This window comes from Enterococcus sp. 6D12_DIV0197 (assembly GCF_002174385.1).
In the GTDB taxonomy this organism is placed as follows: Bacteria; Bacillota; Bacilli; order Lactobacillales; family Enterococcaceae; genus Enterococcus_D; species Enterococcus_D casseliflavus.
On sequence record NZ_NIBN01000001.1, the window covers coordinates 1,663,257 to 1,685,750 of the forward strand.

At 43.9% G+C, this 22,494-nt stretch carries 23 protein-coding genes; 13 read left to right on the forward strand and 10 right to left on the reverse strand.

What is annotated here, in order from left to right:
• Position 1: 1 nt before the first annotated feature.
• On the reverse strand, positions 2 to 727 hold the full coding sequence (locus A5867_RS07540) for an alpha/beta hydrolase (protein ID WP_005225694.1): 726 nt from the start codon (positions 725 to 727) through the stop codon (positions 2 to 4).
• Between the two features lie 266 nt (positions 728 to 993).
• Here A5867_RS07540 and A5867_RS07545 point away from each other — a divergent pair, with 266 nt between their 5' ends.
• The 3 genes from A5867_RS07545 to A5867_RS17935 all read left to right on the forward strand — a co-directional run bounded on the left by A5867_RS07545 (position 994) and on the right by A5867_RS17935 (position 3,397).
• Positions 994 to 2,019, forward strand: a complete 1,026-nt coding sequence (locus A5867_RS07545) for an NAD(P)/FAD-dependent oxidoreductase (RefSeq protein ID WP_005225695.1) — start codon at positions 994 to 996, stop codon at positions 2,017 to 2,019.
• 200 nt (positions 2,020 to 2,219) lie between these two features.
• Positions 2,220 to 3,095: a cation diffusion facilitator family transporter gene (locus A5867_RS07555; RefSeq protein WP_087627285.1), complete on the forward strand. Its 876-nt coding sequence runs from the start codon at positions 2,220 to 2,222 to the stop codon at positions 3,093 to 3,095.
• 131 nt (positions 3,096 to 3,226) lie between these two features.
• A complete protein-coding gene (locus A5867_RS17935; RefSeq protein ID WP_005225698.1) occupies positions 3,227 to 3,397 on the forward strand; it encodes a hypothetical protein in 171 nt (56 codons plus the stop codon).
• Positions 3,398 to 3,513: 116 nt separating this feature from the next.
• On the opposite strand, the gene A5867_RS07560 is transcribed toward A5867_RS17935, so the two are convergent.
• Positions 3,514 to 3,777: a hypothetical protein gene (locus A5867_RS07560; protein WP_015509456.1), complete on the reverse strand. Its 264-nt coding sequence runs from the start codon at positions 3,775 to 3,777 to the stop codon at positions 3,514 to 3,516.
• 168 nt (positions 3,778 to 3,945) lie between these two features.
• Between A5867_RS07560 and A5867_RS07570 the strand changes: the two genes are divergently transcribed.
• From A5867_RS07570 to A5867_RS07605, 8 genes are all read left to right on the forward strand, one after another.
• The gene (locus tag A5867_RS07570) at positions 3,946 to 4,431 is read left to right on the forward strand and encodes a GNAT family N-acetyltransferase (protein WP_087627286.1); all 486 of its coding nucleotides are present in this window, start codon (positions 3,946 to 3,948) and stop codon (positions 4,429 to 4,431) included.
• Between the two features lie 306 nt (positions 4,432 to 4,737).
• Positions 4,738 to 6,036, forward strand: a complete 1,299-nt coding sequence (locus A5867_RS07575; protein WP_005225702.1) for a PTS transporter subunit EIIC — start codon at positions 4,738 to 4,740, stop codon at positions 6,034 to 6,036.
• Positions 6,037 to 6,064: 28 nt separating this feature from the next.
• Complete coding sequence (locus A5867_RS07580; RefSeq protein WP_005225703.1) at positions 6,065 to 6,316, forward strand: hypothetical protein; 252 nt, start codon at positions 6,065 to 6,067, stop codon at positions 6,314 to 6,316.
• A gap of 1 nt (position 6,317) precedes the next feature.
• Positions 6,318 to 7,412 (forward strand): MupG family TIM beta-alpha barrel fold protein, encoded by a 1,095-nt coding sequence (locus A5867_RS07585; protein ID WP_034695473.1) that lies wholly within the window; start codon positions 6,318 to 6,320, stop codon positions 7,410 to 7,412.
• Between the two features lie 4 nt (positions 7,413 to 7,416).
• Positions 7,417 to 8,529 (forward strand): amidohydrolase/deacetylase family metallohydrolase, encoded by a 1,113-nt coding sequence (locus tag A5867_RS07590; protein ID WP_087627287.1) that lies wholly within the window; start codon positions 7,417 to 7,419, stop codon positions 8,527 to 8,529.
• Positions 8,513 to 9,619 carry a DgaE family pyridoxal phosphate-dependent ammonia lyase gene (locus tag A5867_RS07595; RefSeq protein ID WP_010747946.1) on the forward strand — a complete coding sequence of 369 codons (1,107 nt, stop codon included), beginning with the start codon at positions 8,513 to 8,515 and terminating at the stop codon, positions 9,617 to 9,619. Before A5867_RS07590 ends, A5867_RS07595 begins: the two co-directional genes overlap by 17 nt.
• A complete protein-coding gene (locus tag A5867_RS07600; protein ID WP_074931736.1) occupies positions 9,616 to 10,365 on the forward strand; it encodes a KDGP aldolase family protein in 750 nt (249 codons plus the stop codon). The genes A5867_RS07595 and A5867_RS07600 overlap by 4 nt, the downstream gene beginning before the upstream one ends.
• 9 nt (positions 10,366 to 10,374) lie before the next feature.
• A complete protein-coding gene (locus tag A5867_RS07605) occupies positions 10,375 to 11,379 on the forward strand; it encodes a sugar kinase (RefSeq protein WP_087627288.1) in 1,005 nt (334 codons plus the stop codon).
• 106 nt (positions 11,380 to 11,485) lie between these two features.
• Here A5867_RS07605 and A5867_RS07610 read toward each other — a convergent pair whose 3' ends face one another.
• From A5867_RS07610 to A5867_RS07645, 8 genes are all read right to left on the reverse strand, one after another.
• On the reverse strand, positions 11,486 to 12,064 hold the full coding sequence (locus tag A5867_RS07610; protein ID WP_010747949.1) for a TMEM175 family protein: 579 nt from the start codon (positions 12,062 to 12,064) through the stop codon (positions 11,486 to 11,488).
• A 99-nt stretch (positions 12,065 to 12,163) separates the two neighbouring features.
• Positions 12,164 to 12,724 (reverse strand): TetR/AcrR family transcriptional regulator, encoded by a 561-nt coding sequence (locus A5867_RS07615; protein ID WP_010747950.1) that lies wholly within the window; start codon positions 12,722 to 12,724, stop codon positions 12,164 to 12,166.
• Positions 12,725 to 12,726: 2 nt separating this feature from the next.
• On the reverse strand, positions 12,727 to 13,650 hold the full coding sequence (locus A5867_RS07620) for a phytoene/squalene synthase family protein (RefSeq protein ID WP_010747951.1): 924 nt from the start codon (positions 13,648 to 13,650) through the stop codon (positions 12,727 to 12,729).
• Complete coding sequence (gene crtI, locus A5867_RS07625; RefSeq protein WP_005235239.1) at positions 13,640 to 15,127, reverse strand: phytoene desaturase family protein; 1,488 nt, start codon at positions 15,125 to 15,127, stop codon at positions 13,640 to 13,642. The genes A5867_RS07620 and crtI overlap by 11 nt, the downstream gene beginning before the upstream one ends.
• On the reverse strand, positions 15,124 to 15,840 hold the full coding sequence (locus A5867_RS07630) for an ABC transporter ATP-binding protein (protein WP_005225713.1): 717 nt from the start codon (positions 15,838 to 15,840) through the stop codon (positions 15,124 to 15,126). The genes crtI and A5867_RS07630 overlap by 4 nt, the downstream gene beginning before the upstream one ends.
• Before the next feature lie 11 nt (positions 15,841 to 15,851).
• Positions 15,852 to 16,916 (reverse strand): ABC transporter permease, encoded by a 1,065-nt coding sequence (locus tag A5867_RS07635; protein WP_005235249.1) that lies wholly within the window; start codon positions 16,914 to 16,916, stop codon positions 15,852 to 15,854.
• Positions 16,917 to 17,230: 314 nt separating this feature from the next.
• Entirely contained in the window at positions 17,231 to 17,890 is a 660-nt protein-coding gene (locus A5867_RS07640; protein WP_005225715.1) for an HD domain-containing protein, read from the reverse strand.
• A complete protein-coding gene (locus A5867_RS07645) occupies positions 17,880 to 18,803 on the reverse strand; it encodes a dihydrodipicolinate synthase family protein (RefSeq protein ID WP_087627289.1) in 924 nt (307 codons plus the stop codon). Before A5867_RS07645 ends, A5867_RS07640 begins: the two co-directional genes overlap by 11 nt.
• A gap of 336 nt (positions 18,804 to 19,139) precedes the next feature.
• Here A5867_RS07645 and A5867_RS07650 point away from each other — a divergent pair, with 336 nt between their 5' ends.
• Positions 19,140 to 20,972, forward strand: coding sequence for a beta-glucoside-specific PTS transporter subunit IIABC (locus A5867_RS07650; RefSeq protein WP_015509471.1), 1,833 nt, complete (start codon positions 19,140 to 19,142; stop codon positions 20,970 to 20,972).
• 46 nt (positions 20,973 to 21,018) lie between these two features.
• Positions 21,019 to 22,482 (forward strand): family 1 glycosylhydrolase, encoded by a 1,464-nt coding sequence (locus A5867_RS07655; protein ID WP_087627290.1) that lies wholly within the window; start codon positions 21,019 to 21,021, stop codon positions 22,480 to 22,482.
• Positions 22,483 to 22,494 lie beyond the last annotated feature (12 nt).

The window sequence follows — 22,494 nt, forward strand, 5'->3', positions numbered from 1 at the left end:
GTTATTCACCGACCTTTTCTAAAAAAGATAAAACTTTCGTATTAAAAACTTCTGGATTTTTTCGTGCAAAACTATGTCCTTGTCCTTTGACAACGATAAAATTGGACTGAGGGATACTGTTTGCAATATAAAAAGAATGGGAAAGCTTGATCGAATCACGTTTGCCGACCAAAATCAATGTCGGCACGCTGAGGTGATTCAAATCGGCTGTAGATAAACCGATTGGACGAAACAACAATCCCAAAATAGGCAGAAAGCCCCGCATGCCTTTGGAGAATGGGGAACAAAGCCAAACGATCAGATATTGCAAGACACTGCCGATTCGAGAAAAGAGCCTCACACCTCGCGGTTCCGTGTTGCCAGAGTTTAAAATCATGCAGCTGACATGCTCTGGGTAGAGATGGCAAAAGACCATCGCCAGATTGGCACCATCGCTAAATCCTAGTAAGGCGATTTTCGTTAGCTTTTCTTGCTGAATAATTGCTAAAAGATCTGTTGCCATTTTAAAAAAATCGATTTTCTTCTGCGTATTAGTGGATTTGCCATGCCCTCGACTATCGATTAAATACAGTTGATGTTTTTGACGCAAGGCGTCGACCTGCTTTGAGAAATAGGCACTGCTGCCGCCATTTCCGTGCAATAAAAAAAGAGGGCGTCCTGAACCGGTTTTCTCGTAATAGAGGACAGACCCGTCCGGTAAGGGCGCGTAACATTTTTCAACTTCCATTTTTTCACCTACTTTCTAAGAGTATACCTTGAAGTCAGGGACGATCACAAATATATCACTAGATAAAATGAGAAAAAATAACAATCTGCTCATCTTTTTTTTACCAGAAGTTCAGGAAAAGGCTTTTTTCTTTACAATGTAAAGAAAAATAATTGGTAAATATAATTAATTTGTTTTCAGAAAATTCTTTACAAATGGACGATCGTTGTCTATAATCGAACTAACTAATTGAGAATGATTTTCATTTACGAAAGAGAGGCTAGCCAATGACCACTATAGCAGATGTTCTAATTATCGGCGGAGGACCCACTGGACTCTATGCGAGTTTTTATGCTGGATTACGTGATCTATCGGTCGTATTGTTTGAAGCACAAGCCGAATTAGGCGGGAAGATCAATTTCTATCCTGAAAAAATGGTCTGGGATGTGGGTGCACTGCCGCCCACCAAGGGAAAGAAAGTCAAAGAACACTTGATTGAACAGGCCAAGTTGTTTGATCCAACAATCTATCTGAAAACGAAAATCATTTCATTGACCAAGGAAGACGACCTTTTTTATGCAGTGGATGACCAAGGGAGGACCCATGTTGGACGCACCGTTTTAGTCTGTATCGGCGGCGGTGTCGTTTCTCCGCAAAAATTGCCATGTTTCATCCATAATAATGTCGACAACTATATCCACTATCAGTTTCCTGACCAGCAAGCGATCCAAGGCAAGCATCTAGTGATCTCTGGCGGCGGTGATGCGGCAGTGGATTATGCGATCGAAGCAGTGTCTTATGGTGCCAAAGTCACCCTGTGTTACCGAGGAGAAAAATTGAAAGCTCATGAAGCACAAGTAAAGAAGATGAAAGCAGAAGGGATTCAAGTGCTGATGAATCACACCATCGATGGGGTGAATCAAGCCGAAACATTCAATATGGTTCTACGACTAAAAAACAGTGCCAACCATGAAACGATCGATTTTTTATGCGATCATCTACTGATCCAACACGGGTATGACCGTGACAGTGGCTTGTTAGATAAAGTCTCCTTTGATCTTGCACGCCATGAAGACTTTTACCTCAATTGCGAGATTCCTACAAAAACTAGCCATCCTGGTGTTTTTGCGGCAGGCGACATTCATTATTTCAAAGGCAAAGTGAATCTTTTGGCGGGAGCCTTTCAAGATGCTGCGCAAGCAGTCAACCAAATCAAACACTATTTAGAGCCGACCAGTGTCCCACAGGCGATGGTTTCATCCCACAATGAGAAATTCAGTGAAAGAAATCGCCAGTTGTTGGTGAATGAGTAGCCATGCTTCTTTGTGAAAGAAAAAGTAGAAAAAGCAGGAGTCCCTTATGGGTCCTGCTTTTTTGGTGTCCTCAGAACAGAAATTCGTTTCACTAGAAGTGAATGTTTGCCGCTCCTAAAAAATAAAATCTCTCAAATAAATGATGCAAACTGTGAAAATTTCAGCTATTATTTTCAAGTTGACTATTTGGAGGGGATGACATGAATCAAACAAGATACGCAGAATTAAAACAAGCAGAAAGAGGCGCCATCTTAAGTATCGTTGCTTACATTTTGGTTTCCATCGCCAAACTTTCCATCGGTCGTTTGGCAAACTCTGAAGGACTATGGGCAGATGGGTTGAACAATGCGACGGATATCGTAGCGTCGATCGCTGTCTTGATTGGTTTGCGTTTGGCTCAAAAGCCAGCAGATGAAGACCATAAATATGGTCATTGGAAAGCAGAAAACGTGGCAAGTCTCGTAACATCCTTGATTATGCTGGCAGTCGGTCTGCAGGTCTTATGGTCCTCCATTCAAACGATTCTACTCGGAGAAACGCAAAGTCCCGATATGATCGCGGCAGTCGTCGGTATCATTTCAGCTATTTTGATGTATGGCATGTATTACTATAATAAGCGATTATCCGCTCGCGTAAAAAGCTCCGCTCTGCTAGCAGCTGCTAAAGACAACCGCAGCGATGCGTGGACGAGTATTGGAACGGCGATCGCTATTTTTGCCGCCTCATTTGGTATCGGTTGGTTGGACAGTTTGACTGCGATCGTGGTAGCTCTTTTGATTATCAAAACCGCCGTCGATATTTTTCGTGAGAGTGCCTTTTCACTTTCTGATGGGTTTGATGAATCGTTAGTCGTGGAGTATGAAGCGGCAATCGCTGGTTTTTCTGAAGTGAAATCTGTCAAATCGATTCGAGGAAGAATGTATGGCGCCAATGTTTTTCTCGATGTCGTCGTGACGATGGACAAATCTTTGACGGTTGAAAAGAGTCACAACGTTGCAGATGCTATTGAAGATCTCTTAGCTGATCGTTTTCAGGTGTTTGATACTGACATCCACATCGAGCCTGCTACCGAATAAATTTTCTGGCAAAACCTTGATAGGACAAGGATGTAAACCACCCGTTTCCTGTTTGTAAACTGAAAAGTTCTTACGGAACCTGCTCATTCATGGCAAACTAGAGGTAACAAAGGAAGAAAGTAGGGAGCCCTATGAATAATAAGCAGGTAGTAGAAAATGAATTAGTTATTTCTTTAGATAAAATGGATGAAACAGAAATGATGGCACTTTGCCAACAATATATTGCGGCTATTGATGATAGCCAAGTCCTCTTCGCTTTACTGAAAAAAGTTCAAGCCTCAAAAGCAGCAGTAAGTAAATAAAAAACAAACCGGCATCTTATGCATTGATGTTCCCCTCAGCGAAAGCGAAAGGCGCATTGATCAACAGGAAAAGATGCCGGTTTTTTTAAAATTTGTTTGAGTCTTTTTAAAAACTTTTAAAGGACGTTTAATAGTGCGATTAACCCATAGATGATCAAAGAGGCTATTCCTAGAGGAACAATGCGTCGGAATATAATCTCTTTCAAGCGCTTGCCTGCTTGTCGTTCTTTTTCATAGTTAGGATCATGGGCATGCGCTTTAAATTGCTGAGGAGAACGAGAGAAGATCAAGCCGTTGGTCATCGATAAAACCCAGCCAATCAACGCCATGAAGAACGAAACAAAAATGATTGCCAGTAAAAGTAGTTGCAAGAGCTGCATCGTGTTGCTACCTCCTTTTCGTCACCATTTTTTCACTTCTAGTTTACCATCTTTTGAGACATTTTGGGGTCTTTGTTCCACGTGCCCTTTCTTTTTTTTCCTTATCCCTTATAATAGAGATATTTATAAACGATTTTTTGTTTCGTGCAGCAGAAAGAAGGGGTTCTTATGGCAATCACAAAAAAAATCATTCAATCACCTGAAGATTTCCAAACGTTGGATCGTTTAATCAAAGAAATCTGGCCAGAAGTGTTTACACCTATCATTGGGTCCGATCAAGTCGCGTATATGCTGGCTCATTACCAATCACCAGCAGCGATTCAAAACGAAGTCCAGCAAGGAGCAGTCTATCTTTTGTTATTAGAAGGAGACCGAGCAGTAGGATATACAGCGTATGAAGAAACGCAGCAACAGATTTATTTAAGTAAATTGTATCTCCATCAATCCACTAGAGGCAAAGGCTATGCCAGCCAAGTCTTTGATTGGTATGAGGAGATCGCCTCAGGCAAAACACTGCATTTAAACGTCAACAAACAAAACCAGCAGGCGATCGCTGTTTATGAGCATCGCGGCTTTACGCGTGTTTCTGAACGCACCGTTACGATTGGTTCAGGATTTGTGATGGATGATTTTATTTATGAGAAGGAAGTATAATTAAGTAGGAAATTTATATGAAAAACTAAAAAACATTAAATGAATCAAGAATACTATTTTTGATTTTAATATCGTGCCTATTGGAAAACATTGCCAATAGGTTTTTTTGTATCAAGCTATTCAAAATTCCCTTATCAACACATAAATTTTTAAGTTTTGATATTGTGTAAAATTACGATGAATAAATGTTATTTTGAGTTGTTAAAAATAGTTTCGTCTATTCGTAAAAAACATATTTACTCCCAGGAAGCACTGTGCTATTATCCTTGTATAAACATTATAATGTTATAAACTAAGGAGGCAATTATGAAAGGGTTTGTGGAATTTATTGAACAGAAGTTGATGCCGATTGCAAATAAAGTGGGGATGCAACGGCACATGGTAGCGATTCGTAAGGGGATCATCGCTACGTTACCATTAACGATCGTTGGGTCTTTTTTCACGATCTTACTGAATTTTCCCATCGAATCAGTCGCTGCGGTGATCGAACCGTATCGGGAAGTTTTGGATATTCCCTTTCGTTATACAGTCGGATTATTGGCATTATATGCAACGTATGGGATTGCTTCATCGCTAGCCAAAAGCTATAAGCTGGATTCATTGACTGCGGGTATCTTAGCAACGATGTCCTTTCTTGTAACCGCTGCACCACCGTTGCGAGTCTTTGATTCTGTGGAAGGCATCATTGATGCGGGACGTTATATCAATGTGGCAAATTTAGGGTCAGGCTCTTTGTTTGGCGCGATCGTCACGGCGATCTTGTCCGTTGAAATCTATCGTTTCTTTATCGTAAAAAACATTACCATCAAAATGCCAGATGGTGTGCCACCAGAAGTGACGAATTCATTTATGGCGTTGATTCCTGGAGGAGCGATCCTGATTTTGTTCTGGGTGATCCGTCATATGTTAGGCTTTGATATCAATGGCTTTTTAAGTAACTTGTTGATGCCGTTAAAAGACGTGCTAGCTGGTAACAGCTTGTTTGGTGGCTTATTGACTGTCTTCTTGATCTGTTTCTTCTGGGTACTGGGGATTCATGGACCAGCCATCATGGGTCCTGTCATTCGTCCATTCTGGGATATTTCCATTGCCGAAAATATGGAAGCGTTCCAAGCATCTGGCAATGCGCATGAATTGCCTAATATTTTTACGGAACAATTTTTACAATGGTTCGTCTGGATCGGTGGAGCCGGTACGACCTTAGCGTTGGTCGTTTTGTTCTTCTTCTCCAAATCAAAATACTTGAAACAATTGGGCCGTTTGTCCATCTTGCCAGGCCTATTCAATATCAATGAACCAGTGATTTTCGGTGCACCGATCGTAATGAACCCAATCTTAGGCATTCCGTTCTTGGTGGCACCATTGATTACGACAACGATTTCTTACTTCGCGACCATTACGGGTGTCGTACCGATGATGGCTGCCAGACTTGGGTTTGCCATTCCAGCACCAATCGCCGCCTGGATGAGTACGGACTGGAGTATCGCAGCAGCGATTTTAGTGATCGTCAACTTCTTTATCACACTTGCAATCTACTACCCATTCTTTAAAGTCTTTGAGAAACAGCAGATTGCCCGCGAACAAGAAGAAGAAACAGCCGCTTAAGCAAGACAAAAAAGAGTGAGGTGCAAACATGGGGATTTATGCCATTTGTTTATTTTTTGGTTGTCAAATTTGGTTAACAAAATCAGCACAAGGGAAAAAAATTCAAGAAGTGCCGTTTTGGCGGATGCTTTTGTTCGGGATTCTTGGCGTTGCTGCAGCGATCCTACTGAGCCGTCAGTTTCCGTGGGGACCATTTTTGACGATAACGGCGACGATTGTTTGCAGTTCGCTTTTACTGACACGTTTTACTGCTTTTTATGAAGAAATGAGGATGAGATAAGTTGAAAAGACAACTAGGAGTATCGGTGTATCCCGATCACAGTGATTTTGAAACAGACAAAGCCTATCTGCAATTAGCCCATGATTATGGCTTTAGCCGCATTTTTATGAGTATGCTGGAAGTGAGTGACGGCAAAGAAAACGTGCAGAAAAAGTTTAAAGCGTTGATTGATTTTGCCAAAGGATTAGGCTATGAAACGATTTTAGACGTGGCACCAGCCATCTTTTCGGAACTAGGCATCTCCTATGATGACTTGACCTTTTTCCATGAACTAGGTGCCGATGGGATTCGTTTAGATTTAGGCTTTGACGGCAATAAAGAAGCGATGTTGACCTACAATCCCTTTGGCTTAGCTGTTGAATTGAATATGAGCAATGATGTGGCGTATTTAGACAATATTTTGACCTATCAAGCCAACATTCCTTACTTATACGGCTGCCACAATTTCTATCCGCAAGAAGGGACTGCCTTGCCCTATGATTTCTTTGAAAAATGCAGTCGTCGTTTCAAGGAAAAAGGCATTCGAACCGCCGCATTTATCTCTTCTCAAACGGGAACGATCGGACCTTGGGATATCAATGATGGCTTACCGACCTTAGAAATGCACCGGAAAATGCCTGTAGAAACTGCCGCAAAGCATTTGTTTGCCACAGGCCTGATCGACGATGTCATTATCGGAAATGCTTATGCTTCTGAAGCAGAATTGGCAGCGCTAGGAGCGATTGATCGCTACCAGACCGCATTTGCTATTGAATTTGTGCCTGAAATCAATGAAGTTGAACGCCAAATCGCCCTGGACGAGCAGCATTACCGTCGAGGCGACATCACCGATCGGATGATCCGTTCCACAGAAGTTCGTAAAAAGTATAAGAACCATGACAATCCTGTCCATGACCACGAAGGCGTCTTTCAACGAGGGGACGTTGTGATCGGCAACGATCGTTTTGGCAAGTACAAAAACGAGCTGCAAGTCGTGCTGGAGCCTCACTCAGACCCACGAAAAAATAAAATCGGTTCGATCGTCGAACAAGAGTTAGTTCTGCTGCCCTTTATCCATCCTTGGTCGAAATTCACTTTCACAGAGAGGAAGGTGTAATGAAATGTTTGATATGATTATTCGTCAAGCCCGCACGATCGATGAAGAAGTATTTGATATTGGGATTCAAGACGGCAAAATCACTGCTCTGGCACCCACATTGCAGGAGCAGGCGAAACAAGAGCTGACCTTAGCAGAAGGGGAGTTCTTGTCAGCTGGTTGGATCGATGACCATGTCCATTGTTTCGAGGAAATGACGCTCTATTATGATTATCCAGACGAGATCGGTGTCAAACAAGGCGTCACGACTGTTATCGATGCGGGGACGACGGGCGCTGAAAATATCCATCGGTTTTATGATTTAGCCAAAGAAGCCAAAACCAATGTCTTTGCTTTAGTCAACATTTCCAAATGGGGGATCGTAGAGCAGGATGAACTTGCGGATCTGTCAAAAGTCAAAAAAGAATTGGTCAAAGAAGCACTGCAGAAGTTTCCTGACTTTATCGTCGGGATCAAAGCCCGAATGAGCAAAACGGTGATCGGCGAAAATGGCATCACGCCGTTGAAATTAGCGAAAACGATCCAAGCTGAAAATCAACCGCTGCCTTTGATGGTCCATATTGGTTCAGCACCACCGAATTTAGCAGAGATTCTCGCTGAATTGGAAACAGGCGATGTGGTAACCCATTGCTTTAACGGCAAAGCCAATGGGATTTTGGATCAGACAAACCAAACCATCAAGCCTTTCGTCTTTGCTGCCTATGAAAAAGGCTTGGTCTTCGATATTGGTCATGGGACAGACAGTTTCAATTTTGACGTGGCGGAGACAGCATTTGCCAATCAGCTGAAGGCTTCTTCCATTAGTACAGATATCTACATTCGCAATCGTACTAATGGACCAGTCTTTGATTTAGCGACGACTATGGAAAAATTAGCGGTCGTAGGGTATGATTGGCGTGAGATCATCGAGAAGGTGACCAGTGCCCCTGCGAAGCAATTTCATTTACAGAACAAAGGCGAGATCGCATTGGGATATGATGCTGATTTTACGATTTTCCGCTTTGAAGCGGGCGAAAAGGAATTGACGGATTCTAACGGCAATCGCCGAATCACGACACAACAGATCGTGCCGCAAAAAGCGGTGATAGGAGGGGAACTTTTTGACACTGAATATTGAAGAATTAGGCTTGAAAGAAGTCATCAATGCTTCTGGCAAAATGACGATTCTAGGTGTCTCGAAAGTCAGCGAAAGCGTGCTTGCAGCCCAGCGCTACGGCGGGGAGCATTTCTTTGAAATGGCAGATCTAGCAGAAAAAACCGGAGCCTATTTAGCAGAATTGTTGAAAACGGAAGATGCACAGATCGTTTCTTCCGCTTCAGCGGGGATCGCCCAATCAGTGGCGGCACTCATCGGTCAAGGCGACAGCTATCATTTGTATCATCCATATAGTGAGAAAATCAGTAAGCGGGAGATCATTTTGCCCAAAGGCCACAACGTAGATTATGGCACACCAGTGGAAGTGATGGTGACACAAGGTGGTGGGAAGGTAGTAGAAGCAGGCTATGCCAATATGTGTACACCCGAGCACATTGAACAGATGATTACACCCGAAACGGCGGCGATCCTCTACATAAAGAGTCATCACACCGTTCAAAAAAGTATGCTGACGGTAGCAGAAACGGCCCAAGTTGCCAAGGCACACGATCTTCCATTGATCGTTGATGCGGCTGCTGAGGAAGATTTGTTTGCCTATACCCAAGCTGGTGCTGATTTAGTGATCTATTCAGGTGCCAAAGCATTTTCAGGACCGAGTGCTGGCTTAGTGATCGGCAAGCAGCCCTATGTCTCTTGGGTGCGCCTGCAATCCAAAGGGATAGGTCGAGCAATGAAAATCGGTAAAGACAATATTCTCGGATTTACCCAAGCCGTGACGGATTATCTAGCGGAGGGAACAGAGTCTGGCGCTTCGATGCAAGAGCGTCTGCAACCATTTATTGCGGCAATCAATGAAATCACTGGTTTCGAAGCAAAAATCGTTCAAGACAGCGCTGGCAGAGACATTTATCGGGCGAGTGTTAAAGTGAAAGAACCAAGTGCCAAAGCAGTGATCGACGCGCTAAAAGCAGGAGAACCAGCGATTTATACCCGTGAGTACCAAGCCAATAACGGCATTATTGAATTTGATATCCGAGCAGTCAATGAACAAGAAATGGCAGTGATCACTGATCGCTTACAAGAAATTATGTTAGGAGCAACCCAAAAATGAAAACTTCACCCAATTATTTCGCTGACCGTGTCTGTCTAAATGTGTTAGCAAACTCCATCGACAATGCGAAAGCTTGTTACGAAGCAGCAGAGGGCAACATCGTCCTAGGTGTTTTATCAAAAAACTATGATAGTGACGAGGCGGCTATCGCTGACATGAAGAACTATCAAGTGGCAACAAATAATGCCCTTTCTGTAGGGCTTGGTGCTGGCGACCCCAATCAAAGTGAAATGGTCTCCCGAATTTCCGCTGTTCTTCAACCACAGCATGTTAACCAAGTGTTCACGGGAGCGGGGACCTCACGAGCTTTGCTAGGACAATCTGAAACGATCGTCAATGCCCTTGTTTCACCAACGGGAAAAGTCGGCTATGTCAATATTGCGACTGGTCCATTGAGTTCACAAACTCCAGCTGCAGAAGTCCCAGTTGAAACAGCGATCGCTTTATTAAAAGACATGGGCGCTAGTTCTATCAAGTATTTTCCAATGAAAGGGTTGGCTCATAAAGCAGAATATCAAGCGGTAGCCGAGGCTTGTGCCGCGAATGATTTTTATTTGGAACCGACCGGCGGTATCGATTTAGAAAACTTTGAAGAAATCTTGCAGATCGCTGTTGATGCAGGAGTGAAAAAAATCATTCCACATATTTACAGCTCGATCATCGATGGAGAAACAGGGGACACACGCCCTGGAGATGTACAGACATTAGCAGAAATGACGAAAAAGGTGTTGGCAGCAGCCAAATAGGGGGGATCAATGATGCGGATCGGTGCTTACGGTGAGGTAATGATGCGGTTGACGCCACCAGAATATCGAACGTTGGAACAAACCCACTCTTTGCGGATGGATTTTACGGGAACAGGGGTCAATCTGTTAGGCAATTTGGCGCATTTCGGCTTGACGACGTCGATGCTGACGCAGGTGCCAGCCAACCGATTAGGAGATACGGCAAAAGCCAGCTTGCGTTCCTATGGAATCCAGACGGCATTTGTTGGCAAAAAATATAGTCATATCGGCAGTTATTTCGCCGAGATCGGCTACGGCGCTCGTCCGACCTATGTGACGTATCAAAATCGCCATCATAGTTCCTTTGGCGTTTCAGGTCCAGAAGAATATGCTATCGATGGGTTTTTAGAAACGGTCGATCTCATTCATATTTGCGGGATCTCTCTTAGTTTGACTGAGAAAACCTGGCAAACAGCTTTGGCTTTGGCCAAACAGGCCCATGCCAAGCAGATTCGCGTCTGCTTTGATTTCAACTTCCGTCCAAGCTTGAATGAAGAATTCAATCGGGAGGTACTGAAACAACGGTATGAAACGATCCTACCCTATTGTGACCTAGTTTTCGGCTCTGTCCGTGACTTGGAGGAGCTCTTGGCTTATCCCTTAGAGGAAACAGAAGGTGCCGAGCTTGCATTGATCCAATCCTTTATTGACCAGTATCAACTAGAATGGTTCTGCGGGACACGGCGTCTAGCCGTGGAAGACAAGCAGTTTATCAGCGGAAGGATCATTACGGCACAAGATACCTACGAAACGGCACCGCAGCTGCTGCAAGTATTGGATCGGATCGGGGCAGGGGATGCCTATGCTGCTGGCGTATTATTAGGCTATGCCGAAAAATGGTCGCTCCAACGCACCGCTGATTTTGCTATCACCAATGCAGTATTGGCTCATACGATGCTGGGGGATGTCCCCTTAACCACCAAAGAACAAGTTGAACAAGTCTTGCAGGCACCTGGGAAAGACTTGATTCGCTAGAAAAAACACTTGCGTCCTTCTCTTGATGGATGACTGTGCAAAAGTAGACCAATCGGCTGCTTGTGCGCAATCATTCACCGCTTTTAGGAGAAGGACGCAAGTGTTTTTATTGTTTTAAAAAGGTTTCTACTTTTTTCTCAGGGATCACCCACAACAATAGTACAAGACTATCCAGTGTGATGATAAATAGGGGATGGATCAGCCAGCCGAGGAGCAATGCCAGCACGTTGATAAACAACGTAAAGTAGAGTTTCTTGTATCCGCGAAACAGTTCCACGATGGCTTGATTGTCAGGATTGGCACGAACCAAGGATTTTCCAACTAGGAAATAGCTGAAATCCGTCAATAAAATGACAGCCCCGTATAGCAGCTGTGGGGCAAGAGCGACTGGATAACGACTGACCCATGACGTTACAAAAGGAAAGAGGGTCAGTGCCAGAATCAACAAATGATTCGCCCACAAGGTCCAACCGTCGATTTTAGACACTACTTGAAATAGATGATGGTGATTGTTCCAGTAGATCGCTAACATCACAAAGCTGATCAAATAAATAATAAATTGCTGTTCCACTCCTAAAAAAGAAGCAAAGGTATCGCCTTCGGGCTGGTGCAATTCCAATACTAATAAGGTCATTACGATCGCAATGACCGCATCCGTAAAGGCTTCGATTCGATTTTTTGACATGTACATCCATCCTTTTAAGTTTCTGTTTACTGGATCAGTGTACGCGATTGTCAGAAATTCGTCGAATGATTATTCTCGGGACAAAAGCCAACGTTCCAGCTATTTCGCAATTGGCCCATTGCCTAGTGCACCGAATAAAAACAAATCGATCGCTTCTGGCATCTTGTCTTCTTTTTCTGGTGAGTCCAAATGAGCCGCCATCAGTACTAACAATTGACTGGTGACAAATTCTGGGTCGACATCCGAACGGAGATTGGAATCACTGCGACGAAACAAGTCAAGAAACGGTTCTTTGTAATTTTTCCGCCAAAGCAAGTACAGTTTTTTAGAAGTGTCCTCAGAAACGGTATGCTGAATGTCGTGCATCATCATATAAAAATTGATCCGATGCCGACTTCTTAAAAAAAGAAACATGTTCAAGATTTTTTCAGAGATCGTCAAGGAAGTATCTTCAACGGTCTGATTTAGCTTTCCAGAAACCTCTTGTGCCAAAGAGACCATCACTTCATAATAGATGGCTTCTTTGCCTTTGAAGTGATAATAAAGATTGGGTTGGGTGATGCCGACGGCTTCTGCGATCTGTCTAGTAGAAGTTGCTTGATACCCCTGCTGCATAAACAGGTTCTCTGCCACTCGTAATATTTTTTCTCGCAAGTTCAAAGTCAGCCCTCCCAACGTTCCTGACGAAGCATTTTTTTCGCGGTAAACAAAAGTTGGATTTTCCGTTGTTTCGGTACCGCTGTTTTTTCAGCAAATACTTGATAGTTGTTTTTGCGAATCACAGTCAAAATTTCCCGATAGATCAAAGCAGCTGCTAATAGAGCTTCACGGCAATCTTCATCGATTTGCGGCATCATGACAAAAGATTCTTGATAAAGCGTCTCTGCCAGTTGCGCCTCGTGTTCCCACATCTCGATAAACTGCGGGTTTTGATTGCCAGCTGCTAAAGCCTCTCGCGAAAGGTTGTATTGCGCCAAGACCGTTTGCGGCAAATAGATGCGGCCCATCCGCAGATCCTCGCCAATATCACGTAAAATATTGGTGCGCTGCATCGCTTCACCCAATTTGATGGCAGGCTCTTGAATCGCAGCGGCTGCTTGTGAGAGAATCGGCAAGAGCATCAGACCTACACTGCCAGCTACGTAGTAACTATAGTCAGAAAGCTCTTTTTCAGAGGTGGGCTGCTGGAAGTCAAGGTCTTGTTTTTGCCCCACCAATAGGTCGAAAAAGGGTTGAAATTGCAGATCAAACTGTTGGAAAGAAAGGGTCAATGCCCGCCAAATGGCTTCATCAGGATCTTCTTCCTTGACGGCTTGCGGCAAGTCGATCGTATCGTCTGATACTTGTTTTTGCATTTCTTCCAAGCGTTTTTTCATGGCTTCGATCAACAATGGGTCTTGCTTTTCATCGACGGCATCATCGGCACGTCGGCAAAAGGCGTAGACGGCATAGACGGCGCGGGCTTTGTCTTTTGGCAATTGAGAAAAGGCGGTATGAAAATTTTTCGAATGCTTTTTTATGATGGCCTCACAGTATAAAAAATCGTTGTCGTATTCATCAAAGACGCTTAATGATTTAACGGTCATCTTTTAACAACTCCTCCACAGCTAACTTGGCACTTTGCATCACGATTGGCACACCCGCTCCTGGATGCGTACTGCTGCCGCAGAAGTATAGGCCTTCTGCATAATCAAATTTATTATGGGGACGATAGTAATTGCTTTGGGCTAAGGTCGGTTTCAAGCCAAATGTCGCACCGTTGTAGGCATTGAACCGATCATTGAACGTATCTGGCGTATACATTTTTTCATACACGATGTGTTCATCGATATCCGTAAAGATCGTTTTTTCTTTTAATAATCCAATGATCTGCTGGCGGTAGCTTTGGATCGTTTCATCCGTCCATTGATCAAATTTAGATAATTCAGGTACTGGGACTAAAACATAAAGACCTTCTTGACCATCAGGTGCTAAGGAAGCATCTTTCAGGGTTGGGCGATACAAGTAGAAGGAAGGATCTTCTGGCAGCTTACCAGCCTCGAAAAGATCATCTACATTGCGTTTGAAATCATTGGCAAAATAAATGCTGTGGAGTGCGCTATCCTCATATTTTTTGTCCAGACCTAAATAAAGCAAGAAACAAGAACAAGAGTAATCCATCGAAGCGATTTTTTGATTGGTGTATTTGCCGCGTTTTGATTCATCAGGAATCAAGCTTTCCATGGCATAAGGAAAATCAGCCGCACAAATCACGGCATCTGCGGTGATCGTTTCTCCATTGACACGAACGCCTTTGGTTTGCTTGTTTTCGATCAATAATTCATCGATCGGCGTATTGTAATGGATCGTACCGCCTAATTCTTGGAACAAACGTGCCATACCAGTGGCTAACGTATACATGCCGCCTTTGATGAAATAGACCCCATACATCAACTCGATCATAGGGATGATCGTATAAAGGGACGGCCCTTGGTAAGGGGAGACACCGATATACAAGGTTTGAAACGCCAATGATTTACGCAGGCGATCATCTTTGACAAATTTAGAAATGGAAGAGTAGGCGTCACTAAACGTTCGCAGCTTTAACCCTGCCCATAATGATTTGGGATTGTAAAAATCTCGCCATGTCCGAAACGACTTGGTGATGAAGGACTCTTTGGCGATCACATAGCGTTTGTAAATATCTGCTAAAAAGGCAAAATAGCCTTGAGCATCTTCTTCTGAGATCGCTTCTAGCGTTTTGGTCAATTCTACTAAGTCATTTGAGAAGGTCAGCGGTTCGTCTTGGGCAAAATACAGCTGCAGCATCGGATCGACTTTCTCCATAGGAATATAGTCATTCGGATCAACGCCAGCAAATTCAAACACTTCACGATAAATTTCAGGCATCATCACGATGGTGGGGCCCACATCAAAGGTAAAGCCGTTTTCCTTGATCTGATTCATTTTGCCCCCAGGTTGACCTTCTTTTTCGTAGAGGGTGACGTCATAGCCAAGTTTTTGCAAACGGACAGCAGCAGCTAATCCTGACACGCCCGCACCGACAACAATAATTTTTTTCATGCTTGCTCCTTCTGCGAATCATCTGATTCGGCTTCTTTTTTCGTGTGTTCTTTTTCTTCTAAAACGCCATCTTTCATGACGAGAACCCGATCACAATAATCTGTTAAACGGGTATCATGGGTCACCATAATGGTGGCTTTTTGTTTTTCTTTGGTTTCTTTTGCTAAGATTTTGACGACTTCGACGGCTTTTTTTGAATCAAGACTCGCCGTTGGTTCATCTGCCAATATGATGGTGGGATCATGATAGAGCGCTCGGGCAATAGCCACACGCTGTCTTTCACCACCAGAAAGTTCATCGGGGTATTTGTTCTGCAGCTTTTCGATCCCAAGTTGTTCAAACAATTCAGTTGCTGATTGCTCTTGGGTTTCTTTGCTGACCTTATCCACTAATTGGAGTTGCTTTTTGACCGTCAAAAAAGGGACAAGGTTGGAAGCTTGTAAAATAAAGCCGATTTTTTTGAAACGAGTTTTTGCCCGTTGCTTTTCTTTTTGTTTACTGAAGGGTTCGTCATTGATAAACACTTCGCCTTCAGAGGGGGCTTGCAGACCACCGGCGATCGTTAGAAAGGTACTTTTCCCAGAGCCAGAAGGACCGATGATGGCGACAAATTCGCCTTTTTCTACCGAAAAGTTGGTTTCTTTCAAGGCTTCAATGGTCGCGTCCCCATCTTTAAATGATTTTTTGACTTGTTTGAATTCAATGGCACTCATGTTTTTTCCTCCTATCCGATTGCTTTCAATGGGTCGATTTTTACAATCGTTCGCACCGAGAAGAAAGCACCTAGCATCGCGATCAGAATCATCATGACACTGATACTAGCAAAGAATAATAGATTGATTTGGAATGGCACTGCCGCAGGTAACACGAGGGCGGTACCGATCGTTGCCAAACCACCGATCAAAACACCCGAGGTTGCCAATAAGAACGTTTGGGCGATCACCGAAAAAGCAATGTAGCGGCTAGAAATCCCTTGAGCTTTCATGACACCAAAAATTTCTGATTTTTGCATCGTTAGCACATAGATGAAAATTCCGATAACGATGGCAGCGATCACGATCAAGAACCCGATCATAAAGCCAAAGGTCAGCACTTGTGCGTTGTAACCAGGCAATTCATTAATAAATTTGCTGATATCCGTAGCGACCAAATCATCTGGCACTTCTTTGATTTTGCCACGAGTCACGATCGCGTTGATACGGGCATTTTCAGAATCATCTTCTTTTTCAAAACGAATTTCTTGATAGGCACCGATCGAGGTGTAGAGGACCGGAGCGACACTGAAGCGGGCGTTATCTGTAAAACCGACGATTTTCAATTTTTTGTCACTGCCTGCTAATTTGATGGTGTCACCAATGGAAATACCGTATTCTTCCTCAATACTGCTGTCGGCGACCGCTTCATCATCTGAAGCAAACATCTCGCCATCGGTAATATTGGGTGCTAAAAATTGATCTGGATCAATGCCGAAAAAGGTGACATCGACTTTTTCACCGTTGTCTTCTTTGGTCACAACTCCAGCGGTTTGCGCCAAAACTGCTTTTTCTGGTGCATCGACTTCATCATAAAGACTGCGAGGAAGCATCGACATGTTTAAATTATCATTTGCTTCTTCGGTCAACAAAATTTGATCTGCCTCCCATTTGTCGACCGCCATCCGATTATCTTGAGCCAACCCATAAGCTAACCCAGTTAAAAAAAAGACCAAATAGGCGATTAAAAACATGACCCCTGTGACTAGGGCGTAACGCAATTTGGAATGGCGTATTTCATTGATTGCCAAAAACATAACGATTCCTCCTAATATTTTATCACTTGATAAAATAAAAATACCATTTTTTTTATTTTCAGCAAACTATCTTGCTTACAAAGAGTAAATTCGGTGAAAAAAGGAAGGGTATTTAGAAGGGGCGTCTGTTGATTGAAGAAAACCACTTGCTGCCCTTTGATTTGAATAGGAGCGTAGGAGCAGCGAAGGGGCGGGGGATTTTAGTGGAGAAAGAACGTTTAGAATAACAGTAAAAGCCCTCTGATTCAGTGCAGACACAACTGCGGCGCTGAATCAGAGGGTTCCTATTTGAAGTCTGGTGCTGGATCAAAGTGTCAATCGTCAGTTTCTTTGCTTGTAGCGATAACTAACGGCACGATTTTTTCAAAGGAGTGACGGAAGCTTTCAGGTTGTGCTAATTTTTGATAGATGATCGCCAAACCGTCTTGGTTTTTGCGATAATCCAACCAAACCTTCAGCTCACTTTGAGGACCGTATTTCTTTGAAATGTACTGATACGCTTCATGATGCAATTGTTCTAAATCTGTCAGCTGCTTTTTTTCATAAGCAAAAAGCAAGGTTCGCTTGAGGATTCGCTCAAAATCTAAGTCGCGATCGGCTTCGGAAATAATTTTGCCATAAAGCGAGCGAGGCTCATAGGGCAGCGAGGCGCGATGATCTTCTACAGCTTCGCCGATCATTGAAATGACTGGAGGAGAGAAAAAGCGTGGCAACACAGCATCTTGTTCAACGATCTTGCGGGAATTGCTTTCGTGGTTTTTGCGGCCATAGAGCAAGCCGATATCATGGTAGGCAGCTACCGTATAGACGATATTCAGGTCAACGGGCAATGTTTCAGCAATCTCAAAACTATTTTGGATCACTTGGTGGACGTGCGCTGGGGAGTGACTGCTATCCAATTGGTTGTATTGCGGGATGATGGAGCTTTCAATATAGTGCTTTAGTTGTGGATCAATCGGTGCATCAATCTTCATTTGTCTGGTTCTCCTGCCTTTCATGTGCTAGATGAGGGGGAATTGAGCCAGTGCCAAACCGATCAATTGTTGCTAGACCTAGCGGCTGACGACAAAAGCCAAAGGGCTGTCCATCAATGGTGATTTGCTGCTTGAGCCACGGAAGGTAACTGATGGTATTGGTTGGATCGCCAGCAGCTGCTTGTTCCACATTCTGCCATTCATTCGACGTAGAAATCGTTGCATCACCTTTCAATAAGCCCTGCCAAATCACCTGGATCTCCTTGGGACAAAGGTTTCCTGCCATTGATGACAGCCCGTTAAACCCTAGTGCGACCTTTTCCGCCAAGTCCGCTTCACCACCAGCATAAAAGCGAAAATCGGCAGCCGTCTTTGTTTTTAGTTGAGGCACTCGCTCCTTCCTGCCAGCTTCTTTTAAGCCGATCACCCGAGGGGCAGCGATCAAGGTCAAGATACTTTCTGCAGATAAATCAAAGCCCGTGCGGCGGGGATTGTTGTATAAAATAACTGGTTTTTCGCAAGTATGGATCAATCCCTGAGCATAGAGCACGGCTTCCTTTTGCGTCAGGCAAAGATAAGGGGGAAAGCCTAAAACCACACCATCGATTCGGGGATTTTTGCTGATTGTTTCTGCCAACGCGAGTGTTTCATGAAATACAATGCCAGCTAAACCGAAGAGGACTTCGAAACCGGCTGCCCAGCTGGTTTCTTGCGCTAAGGCATGTAGAAGCTGTTTTTTTTCTGTTAAGGTCAATGAGTGCTGTTCACCGGTGGAGCCGCACACCAAAACCGATTTGATCCCTTGCTTTTGCAGTTGCAAGATATGAGCGATCGTCCTTTTCGTGTCAAGTCTTTCTGCATGATCAAATGCTGTTGGGACGGCAACATGCAGTGAGTGATTCAATGAAGTCATCCGATTCATCCTTTCTTGTGATACGTTTAGCCAGCGATGTTCTTCTTGCTTCTGGTGCAAGCCAAGGAAGACGAAACAACTGATTATCCACTAAGTGTAGCAAACTTCTCGTTTCAGCAAAAGGCTTAGCAAAATATTTTTAAAACGGTGGTTGCGTTTTCAAATAAAGCATGGTATTATGCAAGTAATAAAACAGGCATGTGACTGGTAATGCAGGCAGGACCTATAAAAAACATGGAAGGGATCGTTGGATTCCGTTCAATGTTTTTGTAGGTGCTGCCTGCTTTTTTCTTTGTTTGGCCAACAAAGGAAAACTAATTAAAGGAGAAGAAAATTATGAATGTAAAAGAAACGGCAACTGCCATCGTTGAGTTGATTGGCGGAAAAGAAAATATCGCACATTTGGAACATTGCTCCACACGCTTGCGCTTTACCTTAAAAGACAATAGCCTCGTACAAAAAGATGCCTTGGAAAAAGTCGATGGCGTGATTGGGGTGCGACAAAATGTCCAATGCCAAGTCATCATCGGCAATGATGTCGTCGAAGTGTATGATGAGGTTATGAACGTGTTAGGTCATGAGCTAACAGCGGATGGAGGAAGTGAAGGCAAACAAAAACAATCGTGGGGTGCGGTCCTGCTTGATTTTATTATCTCGATTTTTCAACCGTTGATTCCAGCAGTCGCTGGAGGGGGCGTCTTGAAATCCTTACTGTTACTTGCTTCTGTCACTGGATTGATGGACAATACCAGCCAAACGTATCAAATTTTGAATCTGATCGGTGGCGCACCATTGTATTTCTTACCGATTTTAGTGGCGATCACCACGGCAAATAAATTAAAGGTCAACCAATTGGTGGCGGTTTCCGCTGTCGGTGCCTTGATTTTGCCTGAACTAACAACACTATTGACAGATGGCGCAGCTTTCATGGGCTTCGGTTTACAAAATATCGCTTATGCGTCACAAGTATTTCCAGCAATTTTAACGGTTTTATTTTACGCTCAAATTGAAAAACTGTTTACCCGAATCTCACCAAAACCGATCCGTATCTTCTTTGTTCCAATGATGAGCTTAGTTATTACGGTTCCAGTTGCTTTATTGATTTTAGGCCCATTAGGCTTTGAAGTCGGAACGATTTTTTCAGCAGCGATCATTTGGCTGTATGCCCATTTAGGTTGGGTGGCAACAGGGATCTTAGCCGCTGTTTTACCATTGATGGTGGTTACCGGTATGCACAAAGCCATGATTCCCTATGCTGTTTCGTCCATGAGTGAGATGGGGGCAGAGCTGTTATACTTGCCTGCCTCATTGGCACATAACATCGCAGAAGCTGGTGCTTGTTTTGCGGTGAGTGTTCGGACCAAAGACCAAAAACTTCGTTCAACCGCTGTTTCTGCAGGCATCTCCGCCCTTTTTGGCATCACCGAGCCTGCTTTGTATGGGGTGACGATCCTGCATAAACGAGTGCTTTACGGCGTGATGGCTTCCAGCCTAGTTGGTGGTGCGGTGGCTGGTTTGTTTGCCATCAAGGCCTTCGCATTAGTTGGCCCTGGTCTAGCAAGTATCACTATGTTCGTGGATGAAGCCAACCCGATGAATCTTGTGTGGGCATTGGTCACGTTAGGGGTATCCTTTGCTGTTTCTTTTGTCCTTGTCCTTTTCTTATTCAAAGACAAAGTGGTAGAAAATAAGACGACGGTTGCCGATCCCAAAGCCGAAGTATTGAGCAAACCAGTAGATGGGCAAGTGGTAGCTTTATCTGAAGTCAACGATGAAGTCTTTTCAAGCGGCATGATCGGAGAAGGGTTCGGGATCATTCCGACGTCTGGCGAATTGATCGCACCTGAAGATGGCGAGATCACGATGTTGTTTGAAACCAACCATGCGATCGGGTTAAAAACCCGCAATGGCGCAGAATTGCTCTTTCATATCGGCTTGGATACCGTTCAACTAGAAGGCAAACACTTTACCCCTTACGTAAAAGCGGGGGATCAAGTGAAACAAGGGCAACCGCTGATCCAATTCGATCTAGATGCCATCAAAGCAGCTGGGTTTGATCCAATCGTGATCTGTGTGGTCACCAATCAAGAAAACTTTACGGTCAAAACGATCGAATCAACCGATGAGCAAAGCGACCAAGGTGTCCTATCGATCGCACCGCTCGTCTAAACCAATGAGCAATGCAACAAAAACAATGTAAAAGGGGATTGAAAAAATGACTGAAACAACTTTTCCAAAGGACTTCTTATGGGGTGGCGCTATCGCCGCAAATCAAGTAGAAGGAGGTTGGAATCTTGGCGGCAAAGGCTTGTCGGTGGCGGATGTGGCTACTTACAAACCGCATGTCGACGTGAAAAACTTTGCAGCACATATGAGTGTGACTGTTGAAGCCGTCAAAGAAGCAATGGCGGATTCAACGGATACCATCTATCCAAAACGCCGAGGGATCGACTTCTATCATCGCTATCCAGAAGATTTGGCTTTATTTGCGGAGATAGGTTTTAAAGTATTGCGTTTATCGATTGCATGGACCCGCATGTTCCCAACTGGGGAAGAAACGACACCCAATCCAGAAGGGATCGCTTTTTACCGCAATGTCTTCCAAGAAATGCAGCGTTTGGGAATCAAACCGATCGTAACGTTGTCTCACTATGAAATGCCGTTAGCGCTGAGCTTGAAGTACAATGGCTGGGTGGAACGCAAAGTGATCGATGACTTTGTCCGCTTTGCAACCGTCTGTTTTGAAGAATTTGGGGAGTATGTGGAGTATTGGCTGACATTTAACGAAATCGACAGTATCCATCGTCATCCCTTTACAACAGCAGGTCTCATTCCTGAGCAATCAGAAGCTGGTAAGGAAGAGCAAGACGTATATCAAGCCCTCCATCACCAATTTGTGGCCAGCTCATTAGTGACAAAAATCGCCCATGAAATAAATCCCGACAACAAAGTCGGCTGTATGATCACGAAGTTGATGACGTATCCATTGACTTGTGACCCATTGGATGTTGAATTAACTTTAAAGAAAAACTTGGAAAATGATTTTTATGCGGACGTTCAAGTCAAAGGTGCTTATCCGCGAATGATTGAAAAAGATCTCGAAAAACGGGGCATCAAGATTGAAATGGCACCAGAAGACCGCCAAATCTTAAAAGATCACACCGTTGATTTTCTTTCTTTCAGTTATTATATGTCTATGGCTGAATCAGGCGACCCACATGCGGAACGGACACCGGGCAATACGGTTTTAGGGGTAAAAAATCCCAAGCTGCCGTCAACTGAATGGGGCTGGCAGATCGATCCTAAAGGCTTGAAAATCTCCTTGCTTTCATTGTATGATCGGTATCAAGTGCCATTGATGATCGTTGAAAATGGTATGGGTGCCGTGGATGTCCTTGAAGACGGTCAAGTGCATGATCCGTATCGGGTCGATTATTTCAAGGCACACTTCAAACAAATGAAGGAAGCCATCGATGAAGGAGTCGATTTGATTGGTTATACTTCATGGGCACCGATCGATCTGGTCAGTGCGGGGACGTCACAAGTGACGAAACGCTACGGCTTCATTTATGTGGATGCCGATGATGAAGGAAACGGCAGTTATGACCGTTTGAAAAAAGATTCCTTCGATTGGTACAAAGAAGTGATCGCTACCAATGGCGCAAGTTTGGCAGAATAAACAGTGAGGAGC

Coding starts and splice junctions, on each gene's coding strand:
- A5867_RS07650 (WP_015509471.1), top strand. CDS start 19,140: ATGAATGTAAAAGAAACGGCAACTGCCATCGTTGAGTTGATTGGCGGA.
- A5867_RS17935 (WP_005225698.1), top strand. CDS start 3,227: ATGAATAATAAGCAGGTAGTAGAAAATGAATTAGTTATTTCTTTAGAT.
- A5867_RS07580 (WP_005225703.1), top strand. CDS start 6,065: ATGGGGATTTATGCCATTTGTTTATTTTTTGGTTGTCAAATTTGGTTA.
- A5867_RS07640 (WP_005225715.1), bottom strand. CDS start 17,890: ATGAAGATTGATGCACCGATTGATCCACAACTAAAGCACTATATTGAA.
- A5867_RS07570 (WP_087627286.1), top strand. CDS start 3,946: ATGGCAATCACAAAAAAAATCATTCAATCACCTGAAGATTTCCAAACG.
- A5867_RS07545 (WP_005225695.1), top strand. CDS start 994: ATGACCACTATAGCAGATGTTCTAATTATCGGCGGAGGACCCACTGGA.
- A5867_RS07635 (WP_005235249.1), bottom strand. CDS start 16,916: ATGTTTTTGGCAATCAATGAAATACGCCATTCCAAATTGCGTTACGCC.
- A5867_RS07540 (WP_005225694.1), bottom strand. CDS start 727: ATGGAAGTTGAAAAATGTTACGCGCCCTTACCGGACGGGTCTGTCCTC.
- A5867_RS07575 (WP_005225702.1), top strand. CDS start 4,738: ATGAAAGGGTTTGTGGAATTTATTGAACAGAAGTTGATGCCGATTGCA.
- A5867_RS07590 (WP_087627287.1), top strand. CDS start 7,417: ATGTTTGATATGATTATTCGTCAAGCCCGCACGATCGATGAAGAAGTA.
- A5867_RS07645 (WP_087627289.1), bottom strand. CDS start 18,803: ATGACTTCATTGAATCACTCACTGCATGTTGCCGTCCCAACAGCATTT.
- A5867_RS07560 (WP_015509456.1), bottom strand. CDS start 3,777: ATGCAGCTCTTGCAACTACTTTTACTGGCAATCATTTTTGTTTCGTTC.
- A5867_RS07655 (WP_087627290.1), top strand. CDS start 21,019: ATGACTGAAACAACTTTTCCAAAGGACTTCTTATGGGGTGGCGCTATC.
- A5867_RS07605 (WP_087627288.1), top strand. CDS start 10,375: ATGATGCGGATCGGTGCTTACGGTGAGGTAATGATGCGGTTGACGCCA.
- A5867_RS07600 (WP_074931736.1), top strand. CDS start 9,616: ATGAAAACTTCACCCAATTATTTCGCTGACCGTGTCTGTCTAAATGTG.
- A5867_RS07555 (WP_087627285.1), top strand. CDS start 2,220: ATGAATCAAACAAGATACGCAGAATTAAAACAAGCAGAAAGAGGCGCC.
- A5867_RS07620 (WP_010747951.1), bottom strand. CDS start 13,650: ATGACCGTTAAATCATTAAGCGTCTTTGATGAATACGACAACGATTTT.
- A5867_RS07630 (WP_005225713.1), bottom strand. CDS start 15,840: ATGAGTGCCATTGAATTCAAACAAGTCAAAAAATCATTTAAAGATGGG.
- crtI (WP_005235239.1), bottom strand. CDS start 15,127: ATGAAAAAAATTATTGTTGTCGGTGCGGGCGTGTCAGGATTAGCTGCT.
- A5867_RS07610 (WP_010747949.1), bottom strand. CDS start 12,064: ATGTCAAAAAATCGAATCGAAGCCTTTACGGATGCGGTCATTGCGATC.